The 26,808-nt window shown below is 75.1% G+C and carries 22 protein-coding genes; 12 read left to right on the top strand and 10 right to left on the bottom strand.

The features are described 5' to 3' along the window. Positions 1-91: 91 nt before the first annotated feature. From AB0N76_RS24095 to AB0N76_RS24075, 5 genes are read right to left on the bottom strand one after another with little or no spacing between them, the layout of a single operon-like run. On the bottom strand, positions 92-781 hold the full coding sequence (locus AB0N76_RS24095; protein ID WP_363560138.1) for a hypothetical protein: 690 nt from the start codon (positions 779-781) through the stop codon (positions 92-94). 17 nt (positions 782-798) lie between these two features. Further along, positions 799-2,274, bottom strand: coding sequence for an ATP-binding cassette domain-containing protein (locus AB0N76_RS24090; RefSeq protein WP_363560136.1), 1,476 nt, complete (start codon positions 2,272-2,274; stop codon positions 799-801). After that, the gene (locus tag AB0N76_RS24085) at positions 2,271-3,116 is read right to left on the bottom strand and encodes an ABC transporter permease subunit (protein ID WP_363560134.1); all 846 of its coding nucleotides are present in this window, start codon (positions 3,114-3,116) and stop codon (positions 2,271-2,273) included. The genes AB0N76_RS24090 and AB0N76_RS24085 overlap by 4 nt, the downstream gene beginning before the upstream one ends. Beyond that, a complete protein-coding gene (locus AB0N76_RS24080; protein WP_363560192.1) occupies positions 3,113-4,069 on the bottom strand; it encodes an ABC transporter permease in 957 nt (318 codons plus the stop codon). Before AB0N76_RS24080 ends, AB0N76_RS24085 begins: the two co-directional genes overlap by 4 nt. Before the next feature lie 50 nt (positions 4,070-4,119). Next, positions 4,120-5,679: an ABC transporter substrate-binding protein gene (locus AB0N76_RS24075; RefSeq protein WP_363560132.1), complete on the bottom strand. Its 1,560-nt coding sequence runs from the start codon at positions 5,677-5,679 to the stop codon at positions 4,120-4,122. A 383-nt stretch (positions 5,680-6,062) separates the two neighbouring features. On the opposite strand from AB0N76_RS24075, the gene AB0N76_RS24070 reads away from it, so the two are divergent. From AB0N76_RS24070 to AB0N76_RS24040, 7 genes are all read left to right on the top strand, one after another. Beyond that, positions 6,063-7,052 carry a TauD/TfdA family dioxygenase gene (locus tag AB0N76_RS24070; RefSeq protein ID WP_363560130.1) on the top strand — a complete coding sequence of 330 codons (990 nt, stop codon included), beginning with the start codon at positions 6,063-6,065 and terminating at the stop codon, positions 7,050-7,052. Positions 7,053-7,102: 50 nt separating this feature from the next. Beyond that, a complete protein-coding gene (locus tag AB0N76_RS24065) occupies positions 7,103-8,092 on the top strand; it encodes an ornithine cyclodeaminase family protein (RefSeq protein ID WP_363560128.1) in 990 nt (329 codons plus the stop codon). Further along, positions 8,083-9,417, top strand: a complete 1,335-nt coding sequence (locus AB0N76_RS24060; RefSeq protein ID WP_363560126.1) for a Y4yA family PLP-dependent enzyme — start codon at positions 8,083-8,085, stop codon at positions 9,415-9,417. Before AB0N76_RS24065 ends, AB0N76_RS24060 begins: the two co-directional genes overlap by 10 nt. Before the next feature lie 43 nt (positions 9,418-9,460). Continuing rightward, complete coding sequence (locus tag AB0N76_RS24055; RefSeq protein ID WP_363560124.1) at positions 9,461-10,489, top strand: cysteine synthase family protein; 1,029 nt, start codon at positions 9,461-9,463, stop codon at positions 10,487-10,489. A 23-nt stretch (positions 10,490-10,512) separates the two neighbouring features. Continuing rightward, on the top strand, positions 10,513-11,934 hold the full coding sequence (locus AB0N76_RS24050) for an MATE family efflux transporter (protein WP_363560190.1): 1,422 nt from the start codon (positions 10,513-10,515) through the stop codon (positions 11,932-11,934). 163 nt (positions 11,935-12,097) lie between these two features. Next, on the top strand, positions 12,098-13,237 hold the full coding sequence (locus tag AB0N76_RS24045; protein ID WP_363560188.1) for a 4-hydroxybenzoate 3-monooxygenase: 1,140 nt from the start codon (positions 12,098-12,100) through the stop codon (positions 13,235-13,237). Positions 13,238-13,292: 55 nt separating this feature from the next. Then, on the top strand, positions 13,293-15,092 hold the full coding sequence (locus tag AB0N76_RS24040) for a methyltransferase (protein WP_363560122.1): 1,800 nt from the start codon (positions 13,293-13,295) through the stop codon (positions 15,090-15,092). 120 nt (positions 15,093-15,212) lie between these two features. Here AB0N76_RS24040 and AB0N76_RS24035 read toward each other — a convergent pair whose 3' ends face one another. Further along, positions 15,213-16,199, bottom strand: a complete 987-nt coding sequence (locus tag AB0N76_RS24035; protein WP_363560120.1) for a helix-turn-helix domain-containing protein — start codon at positions 16,197-16,199, stop codon at positions 15,213-15,215. A 37-nt stretch (positions 16,200-16,236) separates the two neighbouring features. Continuing rightward, a complete protein-coding gene (locus AB0N76_RS24030) occupies positions 16,237-17,055 on the bottom strand; it encodes a serine protease (protein WP_363560118.1) in 819 nt (272 codons plus the stop codon). Positions 17,056-17,189: 134 nt separating this feature from the next. On the opposite strand from AB0N76_RS24030, the gene AB0N76_RS24025 reads away from it, so the two are divergent. From AB0N76_RS24025 to AB0N76_RS24005, 5 genes are all read left to right on the top strand, one after another. Further along, a complete protein-coding gene (locus AB0N76_RS24025) occupies positions 17,190-18,164 on the top strand; it encodes a helix-turn-helix domain-containing protein (protein WP_363560116.1) in 975 nt (324 codons plus the stop codon). Between the two features lie 140 nt (positions 18,165-18,304). Further along, positions 18,305-19,837, top strand: a complete 1,533-nt coding sequence (locus tag AB0N76_RS24020) for an amino acid permease (protein ID WP_363560114.1) — start codon at positions 18,305-18,307, stop codon at positions 19,835-19,837. Positions 19,838-19,849: 12 nt separating this feature from the next. After that, a complete protein-coding gene (locus AB0N76_RS24015) occupies positions 19,850-20,743 on the top strand; it encodes a hypothetical protein (protein ID WP_363560112.1) in 894 nt (297 codons plus the stop codon). Positions 20,744-20,806: 63 nt separating this feature from the next. After that, positions 20,807-22,042, top strand: a complete 1,236-nt coding sequence (locus AB0N76_RS24010; protein ID WP_363560110.1) for a serine hydrolase domain-containing protein — start codon at positions 20,807-20,809, stop codon at positions 22,040-22,042. A gap of 134 nt (positions 22,043-22,176) precedes the next feature. Next, positions 22,177-23,871 (top strand): serine hydrolase, encoded by a 1,695-nt coding sequence (locus tag AB0N76_RS24005; protein ID WP_363560108.1) that lies wholly within the window; start codon positions 22,177-22,179, stop codon positions 23,869-23,871. Positions 23,872-23,960: 89 nt separating this feature from the next. Here AB0N76_RS24005 and AB0N76_RS24000 read toward each other — a convergent pair whose 3' ends face one another. The 3 genes from AB0N76_RS24000 to AB0N76_RS23990 form a co-directional block, all read right to left on the bottom strand. After that, a complete protein-coding gene (locus AB0N76_RS24000; RefSeq protein ID WP_363560106.1) occupies positions 23,961-25,067 on the bottom strand; it encodes a hypothetical protein in 1,107 nt (368 codons plus the stop codon). A gap of 396 nt (positions 25,068-25,463) precedes the next feature. Next, on the bottom strand, positions 25,464-26,345 hold the full coding sequence (locus AB0N76_RS23995) for an LLM class flavin-dependent oxidoreductase (protein WP_363560104.1): 882 nt from the start codon (positions 26,343-26,345) through the stop codon (positions 25,464-25,466). Positions 26,346-26,407: 62 nt separating this feature from the next. Next, on the bottom strand, positions 26,408-26,808 hold a 401-nt coding region (locus AB0N76_RS23990), incomplete at its 5' end, for a phosphatase PAP2 family protein (protein ID WP_363560102.1).

Here is a 26,808-nt window from a genome sequence, read left to right as displayed (position 1 = left end):
GTCTCTCGTCGTGCTGACGGGACGCGCGCATGCCGAGGTAGGCGGACGGCGCGCGGCACCGTGAAAAGGGGTCGGTCGGCCGGCGTCCGGCTCAGCGGACGCGGCGGTGTCCCGGGCCCGCGGGGGCGGGCCCGGTCAGAGTGGAGAGATACCCGGGTGGTCCGCGCCGGCTGACGGTCGTCGCGAGCGTGGCGAGCAGCGCCGGCGCGGGGCCGTCCCGGTGGACCGGCCGCGCGACGCGGACGGTGTGGGCGGACGTGTGGCCGGTGGTGGCGCCCAGTCGGCGCAGCCAGCGGCCGACGGCGACGGTGGCGCCGAGCAGGATCCCGGCGAGCGCGGCCTCGCCCTGGCCCAGCCACCAGGCGCAGAGCAGCGCCATGAGGGTGTGGACCAGTAGCATCTCCGGTTCCATCGCGCCGGTGAGGTGCGACAGCGCGGAGTCCGCTCCGGCCCCGCCGAGTTCCGATCCGCCGTGGTCCGCCGCGGTGTGGTGGGCGTGGTGCGGCCCGGCGCACACCGCCGGGCCGCGGGCCGCCGCCGAGAAGAAGTGGTGCAGGCCGATCTGGGCGGCGAGGCAGGCCCCCAGCAGGGAGCGGGTGCGCCGCCGCCGTCCGGCCGCCGGGTAGGCGGCGAGGGCGGTCAGGCCGGTGGCGCCCGCCAGGGCGAGCGGTCCGACCGGCGCGCCCCCGGCGTACTCGTGCAGCCCCAGGGACGCGAGCACGCAGACCGCGGCGAACACGGTCGCGCGGATCCCGCGGAGGAGGGGCTGTCTCGGATGCACCCGGGAAGGATGCCAGGTCACGGACCCGCGGCCGACACCAGGGGGTGGGGGAGCGGTCGGTCGAGCGCGAGGACGTGGTCGGCGTGCTCGGCCACCAGCGGGAGGTCGTGGGTGACCAGGACGACGGCGAGGCCCCGGTCGGTGCGCAGCTCGCCGAGCAGCGCCAGCAGGCCGGCCGCGGTCGCGGGGTCGAGCGCGGAGGTGACCTCGTCGCACAGCAGGACGTCGGGTTCGGCGGCCAGTGCCCGGGCCACCGAGACGCGTTGGCGCTGTCCGCCGGAGAGCTCGTGCGGGTGGCGGGCCGCGAAGGCGGGCGGCAGGCCGACCAGGGTGAGCAGTTCGGCGACGCGTTCCGCGCGGGCCCGGGCGTCCAGGGCGAAGTGGAGCTTCAACGGCCGGGCGAGGGTGGCGCCGACGGTGTGGGCGGGGTTGAGGGCGCCGAGCGGGTTCTGCGGGACGAGCTGGAGGCGGCGGCGCTGGTCGCGTCGGCGTCGCAGGTGGGAGGTGTGCAGCGGTTCGCCGTGCAGGGTGATGGTGCCGGTGTCGGCCGGGTGGAGGCCGGCCAGGGTGCGGATCAGGGTGGTCTTGCCGCAGCCGGAGGGGCCGGTGACGCCGGTCAGGGTGCCGGGGCGGAGGTCGAGGTCGAGGCCGGTGAGCACGGCGCGGCGGGCGCGTCCGCTGCCGGTGTGGGCGCCGAGCGCCCGGACGGTCAGCACGGGGCCGGGGTCGCCGGGGTCGCCGGTGCGGGCGGCCTGGACTTTGCGAGGCTGGGGTGCGGGCGGGACGGGCGCAGGCGGGGTGGCGGGGCGCAGTTCGAGCACCCGGTCGGCGCAGCGGGCGACGAAGGCGGGGTCGTGGCTGGAGAGGGCGATCGCGATGCCGTCGCGGGCGGCGAGCTCGCGCAGCAGGTCGGCGATGCCGTCGCGCAGGGCCGGGTCGAGGCCGGCGGTGGGTTCGTCGAGGAGCAGCACGGCGGGGCGCCGGGCGAGGGCGCGGGCCAGCGCGACCCGGCGCTGCTGCCCGCCGGACAGGGCGGCGGGGCGGCGCCGTTCGAGCTGTTCGTCGGCCGGGAGGCGGACCTGGCGGAGCAGCTCGGGGACGGACGCGCGGGCGCGGTCGGCGGCGGTCTCGGTGATCAGCCGGGCGACCCGCATCCGCGGGTTGAGGCCGGAGCCGGGGTCCTGGCCGACGAAGGCGAGGTCGTGCCGGCGCAGCCGCCGCAGGCGTTCGGGCGGCAGGGCGAGGACGTCGTGGCCGAGCACCTCGACCGTGCCGGCGGTGACCCGGGCGCCCGGCGGGAGGGAGCCGAGCAGGGCGTGCAGCAGGGTGGTCTTGCCCGCCCCGGACGGGCCGGTGACGGCGTGCACCCGGCCGGGTTCGAGGGTGAGGGCGGCGTCGGCGAGCAGGGGTGTGCCGTGCAGGGCGATCGACAGGCCGCTGACGCGGGCGGCGGGGGTACCCGCTATCGGGCCCTGGGGGGAGCGGGTGCTCACAGCGCGGTCTCCGGGGTGGTGCGGGAGGGGGCGAGGGCGTCGGCGGCGAGGTTGACGCTGACCGCGAGCAGGCCGATGGCCAGGCACGGCGCGGCGACGGCCCACGGGTTGAGCATGATGCCGGGGGCGTTCTCGCGGATCATCAGGGCCCAGTCGGCCTCGGGCGGCTGGGGGCCGAGCTGGAGGAAGGCGGCGACGGAGACAACGTAGACGCCTTCGACGAACCGCAGTCCGAACAGGGCGAGGACGGTGGCGCGCAGATTGGGCAGCACCTCGCGGGCGGCCAGCTGCCAGAGCCGTTCGCCGCCGGCCGCCGCGGCCTCGACGTAGCCGGTGGCGGCGATCGGCGCGGCGGCCGCGGCGACCACCCGCACCGCGTACGGGACGCCGAGGACGGTGGCCGCGGCGGCGACCGGCAGCCGTCCGCCGCCGGGCCAGGCCAGCGCGACGAGCATGATGCCGAGGACGGCGGGCAGCAGGATGGCGAGGTCGGCGGTGCGCTCGACCAGCCGGCCGAGCCGCGGCCGGAGCGCGGCGAGGATGCCGAGCACGGTGGCGGCGCCGGTGACCAGGACGGCGACCGCGAGGGCGGTGGCGATCAGTGGCGCTCCGCCGTGCAGCAGCCGGCTGAGGACGTCGCGGCCGAGCTGGTCGCCGCCGAGGGCCGCGGCCGCGTCGGCGGTGGCGTAGGGCGCGGTGACGGGCCGGTCGATGGTGTGCGGGGCGAGCAGCGGACCGCTGAGGGCGAGCAGCACCAGGACGAGGGCGGGCGCGGCGCGCAGCGCGGCCCGGCGCCGCCCGGTGGCCGGGCCCCTCCGCGGTGCGGTGGCGGCGGTGGTCATGGCTGTCCTCCTCGGACGGCGGGGCCCAGCACGCGGTCGCGGATGAGGTCGGCCAGCAGGAGCAGGGTGCTGATGGCGGCGCCGGTGACGGCGACCACGCCGGCCACCAACGGGGTGTCCCGGTCGGTGATCGCGCCGGAGAGCACGGCGCCGATCCCGGGGTAGTTGAAGAGGGTCTCCACGACGACGGCGCCGCCGAGCAGCATCCCGGCGGAGGTGGCGACGGCGACCGCGATGGCGGGCAGGGCGCCGGGCAGCATGTGGTGGGTGAGGACGCGCCGGCGCGGCAGGCCGTCCAGGACGGCGGCCCGGACGTGCGGCAGGGCGGCCTGGTCGGCGAGCGCGCCGCGGACGATCCGGGTGTTCCAGCCGATCTGCGGGATGGCGAGGGCGAGTGCGGGCAGGACGAGCATCTCCCAGGAGGCGGGCGCGCCGTCCGGTCCGGTGAGGGTGACGGCGGGCAGCCAGCCCGTCCACAGCGAGAGGCCGAGCAGCAGGACGACGGAGAGGACGAACTCGGGCAGCGCGAAGGCGGCGGTGGCGAGGACGGCGGTGGCGCGGTCGAGGCGGCCGCCGGGGCGCAGGGCCGCCCAGCAGCCGACGGTGAGCGCGCCGAGGATGCTGGCGGCCAGGGCGATGCCACCCAGCAGCAGGGTGTTGGGGAACGGGCCGGACAGCACGGAGGTGACGGGCTGTCCGTGCGCGGTGGTGCCGAGGTCGCCGGTGGGCAGGCCGGTCATCCAGTCCCAGAAGCGTTCGGGCAGCGGGCGGTCGAGGCCGAGCGCGGCGCGCCGGACGGCCATGTCGGCGGCGGTCTCGCCGCGTTCGGAGGTGGCGTTGGCGGCGTCCCCGGGCAGCACCGTGACGGCGGCGAAGACGGCGGCCAGCAGGGCGGTGAGCAGCGCGAGACGCCGGGCGACCAGCCGGGCGGCCCGGCCCGCACCCGGGAGGATGCGGGCCGGGCCGGTTCCGGGCTCACGCCGGTCGGCCGGGTGGGCCGGGGTCAACGCGCCAGCCAGGTCTTCTCGAGCTGGACGCGCCCGTAGCCGGGGAGCTTGGGCAGGTTGCGGACGGCGGCGCCGGCCAGGTCGATGCCGTCGGCCATGCCCCAGAGCAGGTAGCCGGACTTGGCGTACTCGATCTCCTGGAGCTTGTGCAGCAGCTTGCCGCGTTCGGTGGCGTCGGTGGTGCCCATGGCCTGGCGGTAGGCGTCGTCGAACTCGGGCTCCTTGAAGCCGGCCTCGTTCTGGCCGGCGTCGGAGAGCATGGTCTTGGAGGCGAAGAAGACCACGGAGTCGTTGGTGCCCCAGTAGGTGGTGTAGAGCGGAGCCTTGAGCCAGGTGGCGTCCCAGAAGACCTTCGAGTCCTGCTTGACCACGTTGACCTTCACCCCGGCCTCGCGGACCTGGGTGGCGAACAGCGTCGCGGACTCGGCCAGGCCGGGGATGTCCTCGGTGGTGAGGAGGTCGTAGCTCTGGGCGGTGTCGAAGCCGGCGTCGGCGAGCAGCTGCTTGGCCTTGGCGAGGTCGCGCCCCCGCTGGGGGAGGTCCTTGGCGAAGGCGGGGTCGCCGGTGCCGAGGACGTCGTTGCCGACGCTGCCGTAGCCCGACAGCACCTGCTTGACCATGGCCTCGCGGTCGACGGCCAGGCGCAGCGCCTCGCGCACCCGGACGTCGGCGAACGGTCCGTCGGCGGCGCGCATGACGATCGGCATCGCCATGTCGTTGGGGCGGCGCAGGATCTGGACGTCCTTGCGGGACTCGGCGGTGCGGGCGGCGACGGCGCCGACGTTGGAGGCGAGGTCGATCTGACCGGCCAGCAGGGCGTTGGCCATGGCCTGCGGGCTCTCGAAGATCCGCACCTCGACGGCGTCCAGCAGGACCTTGCCGCCGTACCAGTCGTCGTTGCGCACCAGGCGGGCGTTGCCGTCGCGGTACCAGTCGAGCTTGAACGGGCCGGTGCCGGGCGCGCCGGCCAGCCCGTCCTCCTTGGTGTCCTTCTTGAGGACGAAGGTGGTGAGCCGGGTGAGCAGCGGCAGGTCGGCGTTGGGGTAGTCGGAGACCAGGACGACGGTCTTGGCGTCCTCGGCCGTGATGCCCTCGGGCTGGATGCCGGGCAGGCGGCTCTTGCCGGACGGGGTGGCGCGCAGGCGCCGGAGCGACCAGACCACGTCCTCGGCGGTGACCGGGGTGTCGTCGTGGAACTTGGCGCCGTCGGCGAGGGTGAACCGCCAGGTCTTCAGGTCCGCGGAGGGCTTCCAGGAGGCGGCCAGCCGCGCGACGGTGTTGGCGGTGTCGCCGGGGACGGCCAGGGTGTCGTAGAGCAGGCTGATGATCAGGTAGTCGCTCTCGTTGGCCTGGGTGCCGTGCGGGTCGCGGGTGATGGCGGACGCCTTGCCGAGCGCGCCGACCTTCAACGTGCCGCCGGCCCGGGGCTGTTCGCTCGTGCCGCCGGAGGGCGCGGCGTTCGTGGACCCGCTCGTTCCGCTGCTGCAGGCGGCGAGCACTCCGGCCGCCCCCGTACCGGCACCGGCCCACAGCAGCTGTCGTCTGGTGACGCCCACGTTCGTTCCTCGATTCGGGTTGAGCTCAAATTGCTTAGGGTTACCTACCCTAATTTCGAGGGTGTTCGCAAGCCGTGTGGCGGGGCGCACTCGGCGGGCGGTGCGAGCGGACTGGTCGCCAATCATGCCTCTGACCAGGGGGATTGGACGGGTGCGCCGGGTGTACGCACGAACCCGGCCAGGCCTGGGCAAGCGCGGACAATGAAGTAGGTAAGGCTTGCCTTACCTACGAGTCGTTGTTACTTTCCTGGTGTCCGGCTGCCCGAGCCGCGCCGGACCGACGCCCTCGGCGTTCCCCCCGACTCTCCCTCCAGCTCTCCCTGCAGCCGATGCGGCGATGCCGCACGCCCGCGCTCCTCCTGCCTGCCACGGAAGGTGCCACCATGCCCACCAGCCCTGCCCCGGTACGCCACCTCGACGCCGGTGCCGCCGCGGAACTCAAGGCCACCGCGGCCAAACTGCTGGCCTTCCACGGCTCCGCGACCAGCCCCTCCCTGCTGGCCGACCTCCCCGTGATGTGCGCTCAGCTCGGCGAACCGCTGCGCCGGCAGCTGCGCCCGGTCGACACCGCCGACGGCCTCTTCGTGCTCCGCGGCCTGGACGTCGACGACGCCGTGCTCGGCGCCACCCCGGGTCACTGGTCCACCGTCGGCGAGGCCGGCGCGCTCTACGACGTGGTGCTGCTGCTCGTCTCCACCCTGATGGGCACCCCGATCGCGTGGGACGGCCAGCAGGACGGCCGGTTCGTGCACAACATCGTCCCCTCGCCCGGCCACGAGAGCGAGCAGACCGGCGCCTCCAGCTCCGTCCTGCTCACCCCGCACACCGAGGACGCCTTCCACCCCGGCCGGGCCCACCTGCTGCTGCTCTGCTGCATGCGCAACCACGACCGGATCGCCACCACGGCGGCCAGCGTCCGGCTGACCGAACTCGCCGAGAGCGACCTCGCCCAGCTGCGGCGCCCCGCCGCGCCGATCCTGCCCGACGACGCCTACGAGCAGGCCCAGCAGTACGCCGGCCGGCCCGCGCCGGTGCCCACCCTGTTCGACTCGCCCGAGGGCCTGACCATGCGCTACGACCCCGCGTACACGCCGCTGGAGGAGACCGACCGGGAGTGGCGCGAGGCGTACGCGCACCTGGGAAAGGAGCTCGCCCGGGTCTCCGTCGCCGTCGCCCTGGAGCCGGGCGACGTCCTGGTCGTCGACAACGACCTCGTCGTCCACGGCCGGGTGCCGTTCCGGGCCCGCTACGACGGCACCGACCGCTGGCTCAAGCGCTCCTCCGTCCGGGTCGAGGGCCGGGCCACCCGGCCGCTCGCCGAGCACGACGAGCACGGCTACGGCCAGGCCGCGCTCACCGCCTGGGCCGCCTGATCCTTCGTCCGAACCCGAAGGCCGTACCACCACCTCGAAAGGGCACACCCGTGGACCGGGACGACACCACCCTGCGCGTACTCTCCACCAGCGACCTCGCCGGCCTGGACATCACCCTCGCCGACGTCGTCGACACCGTCGAACAGGCGTACCGCACCCTGGCCGCCGGCCAGTCCGACAACCCGCGCAAACTCACCGTCAAGCCCGCCGACGGCCACTCCGTCTCCTACGCCATGCTCGGCCGCGACGGCTCCCGCAACGTCGTCGCGATCAAGACCTCGTACAAGCACGGCCTGCACGAGAGCCGCGAGAACCAGCACTACTACACGACGCTGACCATCTACGACGACGTCACCGGCCTGCCGGTCGCGATGATGGACTGCTCCCGGATCGGCTCGCTGCGCACCCCGGCCGTCTCCGCCCTGCTGGCCCGCGAGTGCGCCGCCCCGGGCGCCCGCACCGCCCTGGTGATCGGCACCGGGACCCAGGGCCGGCTGGCGCTGCCGTTCCTGCTCACCACCCTGCCCGGGCTGGACCGGCTGCTGCTGTCCGGCACCCACCCCGAGGGCATCGCCGCCGTCCGCGCCGAACTCGCCCGGCACTTCCCGGACCGCGAGGTCGAACTCGTCGAGGACCTGGGGAAGGCCGCCCGCGACGCCGACGTCATCGTCGCCACCGCCGGCGGCCACACCACGGCGGCCGTCGAGGCGGAGGAGCTGAAGGCCGGCGCGGTGTCGATCCTGGTCGGCCACGGCCTGGCCCCCTCCACCCTGCACCGCGCCGACCGGGTGATCGCCACCAGCGAGGCCCAGATGCGGGTCACCGGCACCGACATGGCCGACGCCGACGGCGGGTTCCCCGCCGTGGACGTCGAGCTGCCCGTCGTCCTCTCCGGCGTCTCCAAGGCGCGCACCGCACCCGGGCAGCGGATCTTCGCCTACAACAGCGGACTCGTCGTCACCGACATCGCGCTCGGCCACCGCTTCGCCCAGCTGGCCACCGCCCAGGGCCTCGGCACCGAGGTGGCCCTGTGGCGCTGACCCTGCCCGCCCATCCCGACCCGCTCGCCGACCGGATCCACGCCTCCGGCCTGCTGCCCGAACTCGCCCACGGCCTCGGCGGCCCGTTCCACTACCTGCTGCCGGAGCGCTTCGACGCCAACCTCGCCGCCTTCCGCGCCGCCCTGGCCGAGGCCGGCGTCGAGGGCCGGGTCTACTACGCCAAGAAGGCCAACAAGGCCTCCGTCCTCATGGACCGCTGCGCGGCCGCCGGGGCCGGCGTCGACGTCGCCTCCATCGGCGAGCTGCGCGACGCCCTCGGCCACGGGGTGCGCGGCGAGGACCTGGTCGTCACCGGCCCGGCCAAGAGCGACGAACTGCTGCGCGTCGCCGCCCTGCAGGGCGCGCTGATCGCCGTCGACGCTCCGGACGAACTCGACCGCCTGCTCACCCTCGGCGGCCCCCGGCCCCCGCGACTGCTGCTGCGCGTCCACCCGCCGGCCCAGCCGCGCAGCCGGTTCGGCCTCGACGAGGCGCAGCTGGACGAGGCCCTGCGCCGCTGCGCCGCCGCCGGGGACGCCGTCCGGATGGAGGGCTTCAGCTTCCACCTGTCCGGCTACGCGGTACGGCCGCGCGCCGAACTCGCCGCCGAACTGGTCGAACTCTGCCTCAAGGCCCGGGTGCTGGGGCTCCAGGCCGACCGGATCAGCATCGGCGGCGGCTTCGCCGTCGACTACGTCCCCGCCGACGCCTGGCGCACCTTCCTCGCCGAACAGGGGCCCGGGCACTACCACGCGGGCAAGTCCTTCGCGCCGGAGGACTTCTACCCCTACCACTCGCCGGTGGCCGGATCGGACGCGCTGCGCGCCGTCCTCGCCACCGAGGGAACCGGCGGGCGAAGCCTCGCCGAGCAGCTCCGACGGGCGGGGGTGATGCTGCTGCTGGAGCCGGGCCGCGCCCTGCTGGACCGCGCCGGCTCCTCGGTCTTCCGGATCCAGGGCGTCAAGGACCGGGACGGGTACGGGATCGTCACCGTCGACGGCTCCAGCCTGAGCCTGTCCGAGCAGTGGTTCAACAGCGAGTACCTGCCCGACCCGGTCCTGCTGACCGGGCGCGGCGGCGACCCGGGGCAGCCGTACCCGGCCTGCGTCGGCGGTGCCAGCTGCCTGGACTCCGACCTGCTGACCTGGCGCAAGATCGCCTTCCCGACCCGGCCGCACCCGGGCGACCTGCTGGTCTACCCCAACACGGCCGGCTACCAGATGGACTCCAACGAGTCGCCCTTCCACGAGCTGCCGCTGCCGCCGAAGGTCGTCATCGACCTCCCCGACGGCGGCCGGCGGCCGCGCTGGCGCCTCGACCGCTGACCACCCCGCCCCCGCTCACCCCGCACGCCTACGGAGCCCCCCCATGAACGACGCCCTGAACCGCCCGCCGGTGGTCACCCGGATCTCCGACCTGATCGGCTACACCCCGCTCTACGAGCTCGCCCGGGCCGACAACGGCGCCCGCCTGCTGCTCAAGCTGGAGATGTTCAACCCCACCGGCAGCGCCAAGATCCGGATGGCCCGGCAGATGGTCCTCGACGCGGAGGAGCGCGGCGAGCTGCGCGAGGGCGGCCACATCGTCGAGTCGACCTCCGGCAACACCGGCCTGGGGCTGGCGGTGGTCGCCGCCGAACGCGGCTACCGCTTCACCGCCGTCGTCGACAACCACGCCGCCGCCGACAAGCTGCGCGGCATGAAGGCCATGGGCACCGAGCTGGTGTACGTCGACGCCGACGGCGGGGACGACCTGCACACCGCCGCCCGCGAGGAGCTCGCCGAGGACCTGGCCCGCGGCAAGGACAACACCTTCTTCACCGAGCAGCACAACAACCCCAGCAACGCCGTGGGCTACTACGCGGTCGGCCGGGAGATCGCCCAGGCGCTCGACAACCGGGTCGACGTCCTGATCGGCGCGGTCGGCACCGGCGGCGGCCTGTGCGGCACCGCCCGCGAACTGAAGAAGGCCGTCCCCGGCCTGAGCGTGGTCGGCGTCGAACCCAAGGGCTCGATCGCCTTCGGCCCGCCCGCCCACGACTACTACCAGTCCGGGACCGGCACCCCCGAGGGTGCCACCATCGGCCTGCTGGTCGACTACGACCTGATCGACGAGGGGGTGAAGGTCGGGGACGTCGAGGCCTTCGCCACCGCCCGCGCCGTCGCCCGCCGCACCGGCCTGCTGATCGGCGGCTCCGCCGGCGGCGTCGTCCACGAGGCGCTCGCCCGGCTGCCGTTGCTCGCCCCGGACTCGGTTATGGTCGCGTTCATCAACGACGGGGGCGAGAAGTACATGGACACGGTCTTCAACGACGACTGGATGGACGCCCGCGAGCTCCTCGCCCCGGCCGTCGAGGCCGAGATCGACGAGACCCTCGGCAAACTCCGCCGGTCCTGACCAGCAGAAACGTGACACCCGCCATGCAGCAGCTCGCCACCCTCCTCCGTGACAGCCGGGCCCTCGCGGCCCTCGCCGTCCCGCTCGCCCTCACCCAGCTCGCGCAGGTCGCCCTCACCACCACCGACACCATCATGATGGGCGTCCTGGGCACCGAGGCGCTGGCCGCCGGCGGCCTCGCCCTGGTCGTCTTCAACCAACTGCGCACCATGGGCGTCGGCCTGGTGACCTCGGTCGGCAACCAGGTCGCGGCCGCCGCCGCCCGCGCCGAGCAGGCCGAGCAGGCCGAGCAGGGGGGCGGGGCGGAGACGGACGGCGCGGAGGTGCGCGGTCTGGTCCGGGCCGCGCTGGCCGTCGCCACCCTGGCCGGCCTGGCCGGCGCCGTCCTGATGGTGCTGATCGGTCAGGCGGCCACCCTGCTCGGCCAGGACGCCGCCGTCGCCGACCGCGCCCGGGACATGCTCGCGGCGCTCGCCCCTGGCCTGCTGCCCTGCCTCTGGTTCCAGGCGATCCGCCAGTTCACCGTCGGCATGCGCCGCCCGCAGGCGCTGCTGCGGATCACCGTCGCCTCCGTCGCCGTCAACGCCGCCCTCAACTGGGGCTTCATCCACGGCAGCTGGGGCCTGCCCGCACTCGGCCTGACCGGCATCGGCGTCGCCACCAGCACCGTCCACCTGCTCTCCTTCCTCGCCCTGTACGCCAGCGCCCGCCGCGATCCGCAGCTCGCGCCGCTGCTGGGCCTGGACTTCTGGCGCGCCGACGTCCCCACCGTGCGGCGCCTGCTCGGCCTCGGCACCCCGATCGCCGCCACCTACGGCTCCGAGGCCGGGTTCTTCTCCGTCACCGCGCTGCTCGCCGGCAGCTTCGGCGCCGCCGCGCTGGCCGCCCACACGGCGGTCAACCAGCTGATCTACATCGTCTTCCAGGTCGCGGTCGGCCTCTCGCACGCCGCCTCCATCAACGTCAGCCGGGAACTCGCCCTCGGCGACTACCCGGCCGCCCGCCGGATCAAGAACACCGCGCTGGCCTGCGGGGCCACCGTCACGGCCCTGGTCGGCGTCGTCTACCTCACGCTGCCCGAACTGGTCCTGCGCCCGTACTTCGACCCCGACGCGCCCGCCGACCAGCAGGGCCTGGCCATCGCCACCGGACTGCTCGCCGTCGTCGCCGTCCTGCAGTTCTTCGACTGCGCCCAGAACATCGGCGTCGGACTGCTGCGCGGCCTCGACGACACCAAGAGCGGGTTCCGGATCACCCTGATCGGCTACTGGCTGGTCGGCCTGCCCGCCTCCTGGCTGCTCGCCTACCCGCTCGGCGGCGAGACCCGGGGCCTCTGGCTCGGACTGCTGCTCGGCCTCGCCACCACCGCCGTCCTCCTGCTGCGCCGCTACGGGCTCGCGCTCACCCGCAAGGAGGCCGCCGCTCCGGCCCTGGCAACCGCCTGACCTGGGACAAAAGATGACTGATCATCATGCTATTCATGAATTGGGGTGATTCTCGACATTCGATGTATCCAGTGCCGTCTATGATCCACTTCCTATGACGGACATCGAGACGGAACGTGTGACGGAAAGCCGGCCATTACCAGCGGCCCGGGGCTCGGCCGACGTGGTCATCCTCGGCGCCGGCCCCGCCGGACTGGTGCTCGGCAACCTGCTCCAGGCCGCCGGGACCGACTGCGTCATCCTGGAGCGCGCCACCCCCGCGCACCTCCGCACCCGGGCCCGGGCCGGCTACCTCGCCGAGAACACCGTCCGGATCCTGGACCGGCACGGCCTCTCCGAGGGCCTGCACCGGCACGGCCGGCCGCACGGCGTCTGCGAGTTCCGCACCGAGGACGGCACCTTCCGCCTCGACTACGGCCGCCTCGGCCGGGGCGAGCGGCACACCGTCTACCCGCAGCAGGACCTCGTCGCCGACCTGCTGGACCAGTACCTGGCCCGCGGCGGGCGGATCCACTTCGAGACCGAGGCCCTCGCCGTGCATGACCCGCACGGCCTGCGGCCCGCCGTCACCGTGCGCGAACCCGACGGCCGCCCCGCCCGCTGGCAGGCCCGGTACGTCGCCGGCTGCGACGGCCGGTACGGCGCGGCCCGCGGCTCACTGCCCGCCGGCGCGGCCCGCCACCACCACGACCACGGCGTGACCTGGCTCGGCCTGCTCGCCGAGGCACCGCCGAGCATGGACGCCGTGGGCTACGCGCTGCACCGCCGGGGCTTCGCCGGACACATGGCCCGCTCCCCGCAGGTCACCCGCTACTACCTGCAGTGCGAACGCGGCACCCCGGCCGACGCCTGGCCCGAGGACCGGATCTGGGACGAACTGGACCTGCGGCTGCGCGCCGCCGAGCACGGGCCGCTGCACCGCGGCCCGATCCTCCAGCGCACCGTCATCGACCTGGCGTCCGACGCGATCGAGCCGCTGCGCCACGGCGCCCTCTTCCTGGTCGGCGACGCCGCGAGCCTGCTCAGCCCGTCCGCCGCGAAGGGCGCGAACCTCGCGGTGCTGGAGGCCGAGCTCCTCGCCGAGGCCCTGATCGCCGACCTCGGGCACGGCGACCCCGAGCCGCTCACCCGCTACTCGGCGCGCTGCCTGGAGTACATCCGGCGGGCCCGGGACTTCTCCGGCTGGATGATCCGGCTGCTGCACGGCCCGTCCGGCGCGGCCGGCCCGCCCGTCCCCATCGAGCCCCTGCGCACCTCGCGCAGCCGGCAGGACTGGTTCGCCGACCACTACGTCGGCGTCTGACCGGCCCACCCCCGCGTATCACCGAGCCCCCGAACCCTCGATCCCGGACGCCCCCATGACGACCACACCCCCCGACGACGCCGCCCGCCTCCGCGCCGCGGCCGACTTCGTCCGCGAGCAGGACACCACCACCCTGCTCCCGCTCCTGCTGCCCGGCCTCGACGGCCCGGAGCTGCGCGACCTGGCCCACCACTGCCGCCTGGCGCACGCCGCGCTGCTGGTCTTCCCCCCGGACCAGCGGACGCTGCGGGCCGAGCTCGCCGCCTGCGGACTGGTCGCGGACGGCCCGGCCACCCCCAGCGTGGTCGTCCGCGACCGGCTGGCCCGACGCCACCGGCGCGACGCGGCCGAACTCGACGTCACCATCCTGCGCCCGCCGGTGCACGGCCCGGACGGCGAACGCCGGGAGGTCGAGCTGTTCGTGCTGCCCGTGCCGCCGGACTCCCCGCTGGCCGGCCTCGCCGCGCACGAACGGGAGGCGCAGCACGAGGCGCACCTCGCCCTGGAGGTCCGGCACCCGGACCCGCTGGTGCTGCACGGCCTGTGCACCCTCCTCACCCGGCACGGCGCGCGCGCCGACGGTGGCGGGTACAACCCGCACGAGAACGGCACCGTCTTCTACTTCACCACCCCGTCCGCGGCCGCCGCCGGTTCGCCGGCCGGGTACCGGCGGGTGGAGATCTACGCCCCCGGCGACCACCGCAGCGTCCTCGCCACCCACCACTCCACCCACCACTCCGGCCACCTCGCCGGCCCGCCCGCCGGCCGCCTGCCGGAGCCGCGCGGCGCGCACCGGCCCGCCGAGACGCTGCTGCACCTGATGACCGGGGCCTGGACGACCCAGGCGCTCGCGGTCAGCGCGCAGCTGCGGCTGCCCGACGCCCTGGACACCGGCACCGGCACCGACCCCGCGACGCTGGCCAGGCGGATCGGCGCCCACCCGGAGAGCCTGGCCACCCTGCTGCGCTACCTCGCCATGCTGGGCGTGGTGACCGAGCAACCGGACGGCTTCCGGCTCACCGAACTGGGCGGCCTGCTGCGCGCCGACTCCCCGGGCTCGATGCGGCCGCTCGCGCTGATGTACGGCGGCCCGTTCTACCGCTCCTTCGGCCACCTCGACCACACGGTGCGGACCGGGCAGACGGCCTTCGACCACCTCTTTGGCGAGAACCACTTCGACCACTTCGCCCGCCACCCCGAACTCGCCGACCTGTTCGACCGGTCGATGGCCGCGAGCTCGCGGATGTTCGACCCGCTGCCCGGCCACCCGGTGGTCACCGCCGCGGCCGGCGCGGCCACTCCCGCGACCGTCGTCGACATCGCCGGCGGCAACGGGGAACTGCTCGGCCGGATCCTGGCCGCCCACCCGAGCCTGCGCGGCGTCCTGCTGGAGCGGCCGCACGTCGTCGAGGCCGCCCGCCGCGCCCTCGGCGACCGGGGCCTCGGCGACCGCTGCCGCTACCGGACCGGCGACTTCGCCGACGTGCCGCCGGGCGGGGACGTCTACCTGCTCTCCCGGGTGCTGCACGACTGGGACGACGACCGCTGTCGCGAGATCCTGCGCCACTGCGCCCGCGCGATGCCCGCCCACGCCGACCTGCTGATCGTCGAACGGGTACTGCCCGCCGACGGCTCCGCCTCGCTCGCCACCGCGTGGGACCTGCACATGGTCTGCAACGTCGGCGGCCGCGAACGCCGCGCCGACCACTACGCCCGCCTGCTCGCCGACGCCGGCCTCGAACTCGTCGACCGCGCCCCCCTCCCCCTGGACGCCACCGTCCTCCACGCCCGCAAAGCCACCGTCCCCGGCCCCGCCCGCACCCCTTCCCCCGCCCCACTGGCCGTCCATCGGTAGCACGACGGAGTGGGAAGTCGGATCCGCCGACTTCCCACTCCGTGCCGGGCGGTTTCGACTCGGTCCTCGTGGCCCCCGGGTTGCCGACGGCTCGGGCCGGCCGACACCCGGGGCGCGGCACTACAGGGCGGTGTTGCGGTGTCGGGTGCGGTAGGTGCGGGGGGTGGTGCCGGTGAGGTGGGAGAAGTGGTGGCGGAGGGCGGCCGGGGAGGTGAAGCCGGTGCGGGCGGTGATCCGTTCGACCGGTTCGTCGGTGGTCTCCAGCAGTTCGCGGGCCCGGTCGAGGCGGAGGCGGAGCAGGTACCGGGCCGCGCTGGTGCCGGTCTGCGCGCGGAAGCGGCGGTCGAGGCTGCTGACGCTGATGCCGGCGTGGGCGGCGAGGTCCGCGGGGGTGAGCGGGAGGTGGAGGCGGGTCCGCAGCCAGTGGAGGGTCGGTTCGAGGCCGGCGGTGTCCGTGAGTTCCCGGTCGATGCGGTCGCGGACCCGGTCGGCGTAGCGGGAGAGCGGGGCGGTGAGTTCCCGGGCGGTCGCGGCGGTCGTCGCCTCGCCGTGGTCCTGGGCCAGCAGCCGCAGGCAGACGTCCAGGCCGCCGAAGACCCCGGCCGCGGTGAGGAAGGGGCCGTCGGCCACTGCCGTGCCGCACGGGTCGACCTCGATCCGGGGGTGACGCCGGGCCAGGTCCTCGGTGTGACGCCAGCCGGTGGTGGCGCGCCGGCCGTCGAGCAGGCCGGTGGCGGCGAGGGTGAACACCCCCGTGCCGATCGCCCCGATCCGGGCGCCCCGGGCGGCGGCGGCCCGCAGGGCGGCGAGCACGGTCTCCGGCGGGCGCTCGTGGTGGGCGGCGTGGCCGGGGAGCAGCACGATGTCCGCGTCGGCCAGTCCGGCCGGCGACCACGGGAGGGTGATCGGCAGCGGGGCGGGTGCCCCGACGGCGGTGAGCCCGGGGGCGGCGCAGAGCCGCACCTGGTAGCCGACGCCGGGGTGGTGGCCCGCCGCCGTGTCGAACACCAGCCCCGGGGTGGTGAGGTGGTGTCCGGGCACCCCGTCGAGCACCAGGACGGCCACCACCGGCCGGTCGGCCCTGCCACCCCGGGGTTCCCGGACCATCGCTTCCTCTTCTCTCCGTCAGGTCTGCCGGTCGGTCTCAGTCGTGCTGCCGGATGGTCGCCCGGATCCAGTCCGCGAAGGCGGGCACGCTGCTGTAGAGGCCCGGGCCGTCGGAGCAGGGGCCGCTGCCGTCCCCGGGGCCGGAGGTGGTCCCGATCAGCTCCCAGCGGCCGCCGCGGCCCCGCTGGAGCTGCGGCCCGCCGGAGTCCCCGACGCAGGCCATGGCGCCCGGCACCCGGCTGACGGTGCAGAGCCGGGTCGGTCCCGCGTAGCCGGGGGCGCACTCGCCGACGGCGCCCCGCCGGGTCTCCAGCTCCTGGAGCCGGTCCGCGAACACCGCGTCCCGCAGGTCGGGGGCCTCGACGACGGTGCCGAAGCCGAGCAGCCGGGTCGGGGTGCCGGGCGGCCCCGGCCGATCGGCGATCCGGACGGGCCGCTCCTTCACGGGGCGGTCGAGCCGGACCAGAGCCAGGTCATTGGCATTGGGAGTGCCCTGAGCATACCCGGGGTGGGTGACCGTGCGGTCGATCGCCCGGACGGTGCCGCCGGACCTGCGCTGCTCGGAGCCGATCCGGACGATCCCGTCCGGCTTCACCCCGACCGCCGGGTCGACGCAGTGGGCCGCCGTCAGCACCCACTGCGGGTGGATCAGCGTCGCCCCGCAGACGCCGTCGTTCATGTCCAGCGCGGGGATGGTCATCGGGATCGAGGCCATGAACGGGTAACGCTCCGTGGCGTCGTGCCCGTTGACGACGGCGCCGGCGGTGCCGGCCATGGTGGTGGCGCAGACCGCCGCGGCCAGGGCGACGGTGGCCGCGCGCGCCGCGCGGCGGGGCAGAGACCTGAGCTTGAGCACGGGGAATCCCTTCGTCGGTGGTGGAGGTACGCGGCCGCCGGCAGTACGCCGCGGGCTCCGCGTACCGCCCATCCTCCGCACCGGCCCCGAACGGAAACAGCGGCTCCGCTGTCACCCTCGGCTAAATTCTGGACATGTCAGTGATCGCCGTGCTCGCGCTCGACGGGGTGCCGGGCCATGAACTCACCACGCCCGGGCTGTTCTTCGGCACCGCCGCCCGGTACCACCCGCACGTCGGCTACGAGGTGCGGTACTGCGCGGCGCCCGGCTTCCGCACCGCCGGCCCGCCGGCCGTCTTCCGGGCCGACCCGCCCTGGGGGCTGGAGGGGCTCGACGGGGCCGACACCGTGCTGCTGCCCGGGTGGGCCGGCTTCCGGGACGGCCCGCCCCCGGAGGCCGTGGCCGCGCTGCGCGCCGCCGCCGCCCGGGGCGCCCGGATCGGCGCGGTCGGCACCGGGGTGTTCACCCTCGCCGCCACCGGGCTGCTCGACGGCCGCCGGGCCACCACCGCCCGCCGGTACACGGCGGAGCTGGCGCGCCGGCACCCGCGGATCGAGGTCGACCCGGCGGGCACGGTCGTGGACGCCGCGCCGTACTACAGCGCGGCGGGGGTCCTCGGCGGCCTCGACCTCTGCCTGCGCCTGATCACCCTGGACCACGGCGAGGCGGTCGCCGTCGAGACGGAACGGCAGGTCTTCCTGGAGCTCCACGATCCCGCCGCGCCCGCCGAGGCCACGGCTACCGCCCCGCCGGGCGACTCCCTCGGACCGACCCTCCGGTGGCTGGAAGCCCACCTCGACCACCCGCTGACCCTGGACGACATCGCCGACCACGCCGGACTCACCGTCCGCGCCCTGACCCGGCGCTTCCGGGCCGAGACCGGCCTCCCGCCGCTCCAGTACCTGCTGCGGGCCCGCGTCCAGCTGGCGCAGCGGCTGCTGGAGCGCGGCGACGAGCCGGTCGAGCGGATCGCCCTCCGGACCGGGCTGGGCACGCCCGCCAATCTGCGCCACCACTTCCAGCGGCACACCGGCACCAGCCCCCGGATCTACCGGGCCGCGTTCCGCTCCCTGGTCACCACCCTGTCCGGGACGGAGCCGAGCGACTGACCTCACCCCCGCGCGTCGGCCGGCGACGGGGCGCGGGCGCACCCGGCCCGCGACCGCCCACCGGATGAAGTCGCCCCGGCGGCGGTCGGCACCGCCCCCGCAACGGGTACGGGTGACCGGACGACCCTCCGGAGGCCCGTATGTCCACATCCCCCCGGCCGAGCCCGACGCTGAGTCAGCTCGTGCGGACCAAGCCCGTGGAACAGTCGATCGCCGACACCCACGAGCCCGAGCACGCCCTGCGCCGCACCCTCTCCGCCCTCGACCTCACCGTCTTCGGCGTCGGGGTGATCATCGGCACCGGCATCTTCGTGCTGACCGGCACCGCCGCCAAGAACACCGCCGGCCCGGCCGTCGCCCTCTCCTTCGCGGCCGCCGGCGTGGTCTGCGCCCTGGCCGCGCTCTGCTACGCCGAGCTCGCCTCCACCGTCCCGGTGGCCGGCTCGGCCTACACCTTCGCCTACACCACCATCGGCGAGCTGCCGGCCTGGATCATCGGCTGGGACCTCGTGCTGGAGCTGGCCCTGGGCGCGGCGGTGGTCTCGGTCGGCTGGTCGGGCTACGTGCAGTCGCTGCTGGACAGCGCCGGCTGGGCGCTGCCGTACGCGATCTCCGGCGCCGACACGGACGGCTGGAGCTTCAACCTGCCGGCGGCGCTCCTGGTGCTGCTCCTGACGGCGGTCATCCTGCTGGGCATGCACCTCTCAGCCGAGGTGACCCGGGTGATCGTCGCGATCAAGGTGACGGCCGTGCTGATCGTCATCGTCGCCGGCCTGTTCTACGTCAAGGCCGACAACTACACGCCGTTCATCCCCGACGCGGTGCCGGTCGGGCACGAGTCGGGCGGCAAGGCCCCGCTGATCCAGGTGCTCTTCGGCTACACCCCGTCCGACTTCGGCGTGATGGGCATCTTCACCGCGGCCGCCGTGGTCTTCTTCGCCTTCATCGGCTTCGACATCGTGGCCACCACGGCCGAGGAGACCAGGAACCCCCAGCGCGACATGCCCCGGGGCATCCTGGGCTCGCTGTTCATCTGCACGGTGCTCTACATGGCGGTCTCGGTCGTGGTCACCGGGATGCAGAAGTACACCGAACTCTCCAGCGACGCCCCGCTGTCGGACGCCTTCAAGTCGGTCGGCGCGGACGTCTTCGCCGACATCATCGACGTCGGCGCGGTGGCCGGCCTCACCTCGGTGACGATGATCATGCTGATGGGGCAGAGCCGGGTCTTCTTCGCGATGAGCCGCGACGGCCTGCTGCCCCGGGTGTTCTCCACCGTCCACCCGCGCTTCAAGACGCCCTACCGGGCGGTGCTGATGCTCGGTCTGGTCGTCACCGTGCTGGCCGGTCTGATCCCGCTGGAGGAGCTGGCCGAGCTGGTCAACATCGGCACCCTGTTCGCCTTCGTGGTGGTCTCGATCGGCGTGGTCGTCCTCCGCCGGACCAGGCCCGACCTGCCCCGGTCGTTCCGCTGCCCGTGGGTGCCGGTGCTCCCGGTCCTCTCGGTGGCGGCCTGCCTGTGGCTGATGCTCAACCTGCCGGTCCAGACCTGGTGGCGGTTCGGCGCCTGGCTGGCCGCCGGACTGCTGGTCTACTTCCTGTACGGGCGCGGTCACAGCCGGATCGGCCGCCGCGGCACGGTGGCGCCGCCGCCGGCGGGCACCGTCCGGTAGCGGGGGAGCGGCGTGGACGCCGTCCGGGTCGCGGTGGTGACCAGCGCCGCCGGCCTCGCGCACGACCAGGACCTGCCGTCGATCGTGGCGGCCCTGCGCGCCGCCGGGCTGGCCGCGGAGCCGGTGCGCTGGGACGCGGCCCGCCCGGCCCGGGCGCGGTACGAGCTGGCCGTCATCCGGTCGACCTGGGACTACGTGGAGCGCCTCGACGCGTTCCTGACCTGGGCCGACGCCACGGCGGCCGGCACCCGGCTGTGGAACCCGGCGCCGGTGGTCCGCTGGAACAGCGACAAGCACTACCTGCGGGAACTCGCCGGGTACGGGGTGCCCGTGGTGCCGACCCGGATCCTCGAACCGGGGGAGCCCTGCACCCCGGCCGACTTCGACCGGGCGCACGGGGTGGTGGTCAAACCCGCGATCTCCGCGGGCGCCGTGGACACCGCCCGCTACCGGCCCGGCCGGTCCGCGGACGCCGCCCGGCACGCCCGCACGCTGCTGGAGCGGGGCCGCAGCGTGCTGGTCCAGCCGTACCTGCCCCGGATCGCGGAGGGCGAACGCGCCCTGGTCTTCGTCGGCGGCGCCTTCAGCCACGCGATCCGCAAGGAACCGCTGCTGACCGAGCCGGGGGTGATCGACAACGACCGGGCGCCGCACCTCGGCGTCGTCCCGCACCGGCCGACCGGGGCGGAGGTCCGGACCGCGCTCGCGGCCCTGGCCGCCGTCCCGGACCCCCGCGCCCTGCTCTTCGCCCGGGTGGACCTGGTGCCGGCCGACACCGGGGAACCGCTGGTCCTGGAGCTCGAACTGATCGAGCCGAACCTGTTCCTGGACACCGACCCGGCCGCCCTGGACCGCCTCGTCGCGGCGGTGGCCGCGCGGGCCCGGGCGCGCGGGCCCGACGGGTGACGTTCGCGCGGGTCGGCGGACGACCGGCCCGGCGGGCGCGCGACCCCGCCCGATACTGCGGACATGACACCCACTCGCAAGAGCGCACTGCTGCGCCTCGCCGCGGTCACCGCCGTCACCGCGCTCCTCGCCCTCACCGTCCCGGTCGCCGGCGCCGGCGGTGCGGCGCTCGACGACGGTGCCCGCCACCGGCCCTGCGTGGCCTCCGCGCCGCCCGAGGGCGGCCCGGCGCTCGACGTCCTGCGGATCGCCGAGCAGGCGAAGGCCGAGCTGGACCTCGAATCGGTGATCCTGCGGGTCACCGTCGACGGCCACGAGGTCGTCACCTCCGCGCTCGGCGAGTCGATGACCGGGGTCCCGGCCGAGCCCGCCATGCACTTCCGCAACGGCAACATCGCCATCAGCTACCTGGGCACGGCGCTGCTGCGGCTGGTCGACCAGGGCGTGGTCGGCCTCGACGAGCCCGTGGCGCGCTGGCTGCCGGACCTGCGGGACGGCGAGCGGATCACCCTGCGGATGCTCGGCGACTCCACCACCGGCCTGGTCGACTACGTCACCAGCCCCGGATTCGGCGAGGGCCTCTACGCCGACCCGTTCCGCCAGTGGACGGCAGAGGAGCTGGTCGCCGTCTCCACCCACCAGGACCCGTGGTACGACCCGGGCACCAACTGGAGCTACTCGCACGCCAACTTCGTGCTGCTGGGCGCCGCCGTGGAGAAGATCACCGGCACCCGGCTGGACGTGCTGCTCCAGCGCGAGGTGCTGGACCCGCTCGGGCTGCGCGAGACCCGCAACAGCTTCACCCCCGACATCCCGACGCCGGTGCTGCACGCCTTCACCGCCGAACGCGGCACCTACGAGGAGTCCAGCTTCTGGAACCCCTCCTGGACCACCGCCCCCGGCGCGGTGGAGACCACCGACATCTGCGACCTGGAGCGCTCGGCGGGCGGCATCGGCTCGGGCGAACTGCTCTCCCCGGCCGCCTACCGGGAGCTGCTGAACCCGGGCACGGTCGGCCTGGGCCACCAGACCGAGAAGTGCCCGGCGACGGTCTGCCTGCCGAACACCGAGGCCACCCACTACGGCATGGGCGTCGTCGTGCTGGGCGACTGGATCGCCCAGCACCCGCTGTTCTACGGCTACTCCGCAGCCCAGGCCTACCTGCCCTGCGAGCACCTGGCCATCGCCGTCTCGACCACCAAGGGCCGCGGCACCCCGGACGGCCACACCGCCCACCTGATCAGCCAGCGGATCGCCGCCGCGCTCGCCCCGGACCACCCCATCCCCGACTTCGGCTGACCCGCCGGGCCGACCCGCCGGACGGGTGGATTGCCCGACGGCCGGTGCGCGCCGGGGCAGGGGCCGCCGCGCACCGCCGAATACTCGCGCCGTGCGGCGGACGGCGCCGCCGCCCGGACGAGGGAGGACCCCTGATGTACCGTCACCGTCACCGGACCGCGCGGTGGACCGTCGCGTCGCTGGCCGCGCTGCTGCTCAGCGGTCCGCTGCTCACCGGGTGCACCTCGGCGGCCGGCACCGGCCCGGAAGCGGCGCCCGCTCCCTCGTCCACCCCGCCGAGCACCCCGCCGTCCACCCCGCCGAGTACTCCACCGAGCACCCCGGCGAGCGCCCCGGCCACCGCGCCGCCGGTGCAGCCGCCGCCCCAGCTGACCGAGCAGCAGGTGACCGCCGCCGTCGACCGGATCGACGGCTACGCGCAGGACGCCCTGGCCAAGACCGGCCTCCCGGGGCTCGCCCTCGCCGTCGTCTACCGGGACAAGGTCGTCCACGCGAAGGGCTTCGGCGTCCGGCAGCTCGGCAAACCGGAACAGGTGACCCCGGACACCGTCTTCCAGCTCGCCTCGCTCTCCAAGCCGCTCTCCTCGACCGTGGTCGCCGGCGTGGTCGGCCAGAAGACCGTGAAGTGGGACGACCCCGTCTCCGCGCACGACCCGGGCTTCGCGCTGGCCGACCCCTGGGTGTCCACCCACGTGACGATCGCCGACCTGTTCGCGCACCGCAGCGGCCTGCCGGACCACGCCGACGACCTGCTGGAGGACCTCGGCTACCCGCGCGACTACATCCTCCAGCACCTGCGCGACCAGCCGCTCGCGCCGTTCCGGGCCAGCTACGCCTACACCAACTACGGCCTGACCGAGGCCGCCGTGGCCGTGGCCAAGACGAAGGGGGTGGCCTGGGAGGACCTGGCCGCGGACGTCCTCTACAAGCCGCTCGGGATGGGCTCGACGAGCTCGCTGCGCTCCGCCTACGACAGCGCGGCGAACAAGGCGGTGCCGCACGTCCGGATCGGCACCGGCACCAGCTGGCAGGTCAGCACCACCGCGAACGCGGACCCGCAGGCGCCGGCCGGCGGGGTGAGCTCCACCGTCCAGGACCTCGCCCGGTGGATGCGGCTGCAGCTCGCCGACGGCGCCTTCGAGGGCCGGCAGGTGATCGACGCGGCGGGCCTGAACGAGACCCGGCTGCCGCAGATCGTCTCCGCCCCGCCGCGGTCGCCGGCCGGCAACGCCGGCACCTACGGGCTCGGCTGGAACGTCAGCCACGACCCCCGGGGCCGGCTGCGGCTGAACCACTCCGGCGCCTTCGAACTCGGCGCGGCCACCGTGGTGACCCTGCTGCCCTCCGAGCAGCTCGGCATCGTGGTGCTGACCAACGGCCAGCCGATCGGCGTCCCGGAGGCGGTGGCCGAGGAGTTCTTCGACCTGGCCCAGGAGGGCCACGAGACGGTGGACTGGCTCGGCTTCATGGGCAAGGTGGTCCCGGCCGCCGCGCAGAGCGGCGTCTCGCCGACCGACTACGCCAAGCCGCCGGCCGGCGCCGCCCCGGCGAAGTCCGACGCGGCCTACGTCGGGACGTACGGCAACGGCCACTTCGGGCCGCTGACCGTGACCGCCGAGAACGGCGGGCTGGTGATGAGCCTGGGGCCGGGCAACCTCCGGTTCCCGCTCCGGCACTACGACGGGGACGTGTTCAGCTTCCAGACCCAGGGGGAGAACGCGGTCGGCCTCTCCGGGGTGACGTTCACCGTGGGCGCCGACGGGCGGGCCTCGACCGTGGTGGTCGAGCAGCTCAACCACGAGGGGCTGGGGAGCTTCACCCGCAGCTGAGCGGCGGGCGAGCAGGCGGGCGGCCGGGCGGTCGGGCCCGGGGTGCTGGAGCGCCCCGGGCCCGGCCGGCTCGGCGTCGTCAGGACGCGTCAGTACGCCGAGGTGAACGCGGTGAAGAAGCGGGACGCGATCGGCGAGCCGGAGCCGTTGAAGCACAGCGGGTACAGGTTCGCCGTGCCGGAGCTGCGGGCCCAGGGCGCGGCCAGGCCGCAGTAGTCCGGACCGCTGCCGAAGGCGGTGACCTGCGCGGTGTCCGAGGGCACCGCCACGTTCGGCAGGTTGACGGTGTAGGGGACGGAGCCGCTGAGCGTGTTGGCCGGGCCGGTGGAGTTGTAGTTGGTCCCGGCGGGCACGGTGCCGTTGAACCACAGGTAGCCGAACAGCTTGGGCGGCAGGGCCGGCCCGTGCACGGCCCGCTTCACCGAGTAGCTCAGCGTCCAGCGGGTGTCGTACAGGGCGTTGGCCGCGTTGTAGCAGTTCACCACGACGGTCTGGCCGGACGCGGCGGGCGCCCAGTCGGCCACCTTGCAGCGCGCGCCCTGGACCGGGTCGACGGCGGTGACCTCGATGTTCCCGACGGGGGTGGAGGCGCCCAGGCCGGGCAGCCAGGCCTTCCAGACGCCGCTGCCGCCGTGGCTGACGGCGTTCACCGCGCCGGCCGAGTTGTACTGGGTGAGCACCGCCCCGGAGGCGTCGGAGTAGAGGTAGCCGTAGCTGCCGCCGGCCGGGGAGGGCACCCCGCTGCTGGTCGTGTAGAGCACGGTGAAGCGGGTGTCCTCGGGCGCGCCGCCCGGCCGGTGGCAGGAGACCGTGACGTCCTGTCCGGTCCCGGCGGTGGCCCAGCCGCGGACCTGGCACCAGCTGCCGGTGCGGCCGACGGCCGTGGCGTGCGCGATGCCGCCGGGGCCGGCGATCAGCGGGAAGTGCACGACGTAGGAGCCGGTGCCGAGCTGGTCCACCCGCACCGGGTTGGTGGCGGGGGAGGGCCAGCTGCCCCACTGGCGGGTGGTGTCCGGCACGTACGCCGGCGGCGGGGTGGGGTTGTCGAGGAACGCGAAGCCCCAGCGGTCGGGTACGGCGGCGTGCGCCGGGCCGGCCGCCGGGATGCCGACGCCCAGCAGGGCGGCGAGCAGCGCGAGGACGGAGAGGGCGGAACGGACGGGTCTGACCGGTGGTGCGACGGTGCCGGCGAGCATGGGCGTACCCCTTGGGTGTGAGGAGACACGGGCGGCCTGCGCGGTGGTGCCCGCACTGCGGTTCCGCGCGCACCGTCCGTAGCGGGCCGGTGCGCGGTGGGCGGCGGGCGGACGGTCCCTCAGGGAGGACCGGTGCTGCCCGGCGCCGGCCGGCAGTGTCGGGGTCGGGGGTCAGGCCCGACGGCGCTCACATCGTAGGGGCGCCGCGCGGCGTGGCACAGGCCTCCGGCACGGGCCCGCCGGTGGGTTGTCGGCCGTTCGTCGAGTGCCCGCGGCCGGTCTCGCGGACCCCGCCCGCCCCGGCCGCCCCGCCCGCCGCCGCACGGGCCCCGGCACCCGCGCCCCGTCGCGTCCGCCCCGCCCGCCCGATGGCCGGAAACCCGTCGGCCGGCTGCCTTACAGCGGGCGCACCTGCGGCAGGCCCTCCTCGACGATCCGGGCGAACACCCGCTCGTCGGCGGCGAAGCGGCTGTCGGCCACCGGCAGGTGGACGACCAGCTCGGTGACGCCGGCCTCGGCGTAACGGCCCGCCAGGTCGACGAACCGGTCCACCGACGCGCACGGGCGCTCCGTCGTGTAGCCGGTGAGCAGGATCCGGTCCAGCTCCTTGACGTCGCGCCCCTGCTCGGCGCAGAGCTCGCCCAGCCGGTCCAGCCGGCGGGCCACCCGGCCAGGGCAGTCCGCCGGCGGCAGGTCCCCGGCCGGGCAGCTCACCCAGGCCTGCCCGTACCGGGCCGCGAGCCGCATGGCGCGCGCCCGTTCGCCCGCGACGGCGAAGGGCACCCGGGGCCGCCGCACCCGGTCGGGCACCGTCCGCGCCTCCTCGGCCGGGTGGAGCCGTCCGGTGCGGGCGGTGGCGGGAGCGGTCAGCAGCCGGTCCAGCAGGCCCACGAACTCCTCGAACCGGTCCTCCCGTTCGTCGAGCGAGCGGGGCCCGTCGCCGAGCGCCGAGGCGTCGAAACCGGTGGTGCCGCAGCCGACGCCGAGGGTGAACCGGCCCGAGGAGACGTCGTCGAGGGCGGCGACGTCCTCGGCCAGCGCGACCGGGTGCCGGACGTTGGGGCTCGACACCAGGCTGCCCAGGCGGATCCGCTCGGTCACCGCGGCGGCGGCCGCCAGCACGGGGACCGCGCCGAACCACGGGCGCTCGCGGAAGCCCTGGTAGGAGAGGTGGTCGTAGGTCCAGGCGGAGTCGAAGCCGCCCTCCTCGGCGTCGCGCCAGAGCCGCCGGGCCTCGGCCCAGGGGTGGATCGGCAGGATCAGCAGCCCGATTCTCATCCGCCGAGCCTACGGGGCGTCGGGCAGCGATCGGACCGGCCCTGGGTCAACCGTCGGCCCCGTCAGCCGTCGGTCAGCCGGAGCGGGACGTAGACGACGGTCAGGGAGGTCACCGCCGCCGCGAAGCCCAGCACCGCGCCCGCCGCGACGTCGCCGGGGTAGTGCACGCCCGTGTGGACCCGGGAGTAGCCGACGGCGACCGCCAGTGCCCCGAGCGGCACCGCGGCCGCGGGCAGCACCACCCCGACGGCGGTGGCGAAGGCCGTCGCGGAGGCGGTGTGCCCGGAGGGGAAGGAGGCCGACTTCGGCATCGGGACCTGCCGGGCGACGACCACCCGGGCCCGCTCCCGGTCCGGCCGCCGCCGGTGGACCAGCCGCTTGCCGAACAGGTTCGCCGCCACCGAGGCCAGCGCGACGGCGCCGGTGCCGGCCGCGGCCGCCCGCCGGCACCGGCCGGGCCGCA

Origin of the sequence: Kitasatospora sp. NPDC093806 (assembly GCF_040683335.1) — a bacterium.
In the GTDB taxonomy this organism is placed as follows: Bacteria; Actinomycetota; Actinomycetes; order Streptomycetales; family Streptomycetaceae; genus Kitasatospora.
This window is presented reverse-complemented; position numbering and strand designations above follow the sequence as displayed.

Bases quoted from the DNA above. Each gene is read 5' to 3' on its own strand.
- AB0N76_RS24085 (WP_363560134.1), bottom strand. From the start codon at position 3,116: ATGACCACCGCCGCCACCGCACCGCGGAGGGGCCCGGCCACCGGGCGG.
- AB0N76_RS24070 (WP_363560130.1), top strand. From the start codon at position 6,063: ATGCCCACCAGCCCTGCCCCGGTACGCCACCTCGACGCCGGTGCCGCC.
- AB0N76_RS24055 (WP_363560124.1), top strand. From the start codon at position 9,461: ATGAACGACGCCCTGAACCGCCCGCCGGTGGTCACCCGGATCTCCGAC.
- AB0N76_RS24050 (WP_363560190.1), top strand. From the start codon at position 10,513: ATGCAGCAGCTCGCCACCCTCCTCCGTGACAGCCGGGCCCTCGCGGCC.
- AB0N76_RS24040 (WP_363560122.1), top strand. From the start codon at position 13,293: ATGACGACCACACCCCCCGACGACGCCGCCCGCCTCCGCGCCGCGGCC.
- AB0N76_RS24035 (WP_363560120.1), bottom strand. From the start codon at position 16,199: ATGGTCCGGGAACCCCGGGGTGGCAGGGCCGACCGGCCGGTGGTGGCC.
- AB0N76_RS24025 (WP_363560116.1), top strand. From the start codon at position 17,190: ATGTCAGTGATCGCCGTGCTCGCGCTCGACGGGGTGCCGGGCCATGAA.
- AB0N76_RS24020 (WP_363560114.1), top strand. From the start codon at position 18,305: ATGTCCACATCCCCCCGGCCGAGCCCGACGCTGAGTCAGCTCGTGCGG.
- AB0N76_RS24010 (WP_363560110.1), top strand. From the start codon at position 20,807: ATGACACCCACTCGCAAGAGCGCACTGCTGCGCCTCGCCGCGGTCACC.
- AB0N76_RS24005 (WP_363560108.1), top strand. From the start codon at position 22,177: ATGTACCGTCACCGTCACCGGACCGCGCGGTGGACCGTCGCGTCGCTG.
- AB0N76_RS24000 (WP_363560106.1), bottom strand. From the start codon at position 25,067: ATGCTCGCCGGCACCGTCGCACCACCGGTCAGACCCGTCCGTTCCGCC.
- AB0N76_RS23995 (WP_363560104.1), bottom strand. From the start codon at position 26,345: ATGAGAATCGGGCTGCTGATCCTGCCGATCCACCCCTGGGCCGAGGCC.